This window comes from Pseudoalteromonas sp. SR44-5, assembly GCF_014163675.1.
Lineage (GTDB): Bacteria > Pseudomonadota > Gammaproteobacteria > Enterobacterales > Alteromonadaceae > Pseudoalteromonas > Pseudoalteromonas rhizosphaerae.
The window spans coordinates 1-258 of sequence record NZ_JACJDT010000232.1 but is presented as its reverse complement, the minus strand read 5'-3'; the positions used below and the strand labels follow the sequence as shown (position 1 = coordinate 258).

The window sequence follows — 258 nt, the reverse complement described above, 5'->3', positions numbered from 1 at the left end:
GCTATTTTATATTGCTCTTTTTTATTCGCGTAAATGCGCCTATCTTGATTTAGCCAACGTCGGAAAAAACATAATCCTCTAAATTCGCTTCCTTCATTTATTATTCGGTGCGCTTCAAAAAAACGATTAAACTTCGTTTTCTTTTGCATGATTCCAACACCAAAGTAATTATTCTTTTGCATCAGGTTCCTTTGCTTTAATAAACCTAGGCAGCATATACCACCTAGGTTTGAATTCCTTTTCTGATTGTTAAAGAGC

The 258-nt window shown here is 34.5% G+C and carries 1 pseudogene; it reads right to left on the bottom strand.

Going from position 1 to position 258, the window contains the following annotated elements:
• A pseudogene (locus H5154_RS23495) lies at positions 1-182 on the bottom strand (hypothetical protein); the annotation flags it as partial.
• Positions 183-258 lie beyond the last annotated feature (76 nt).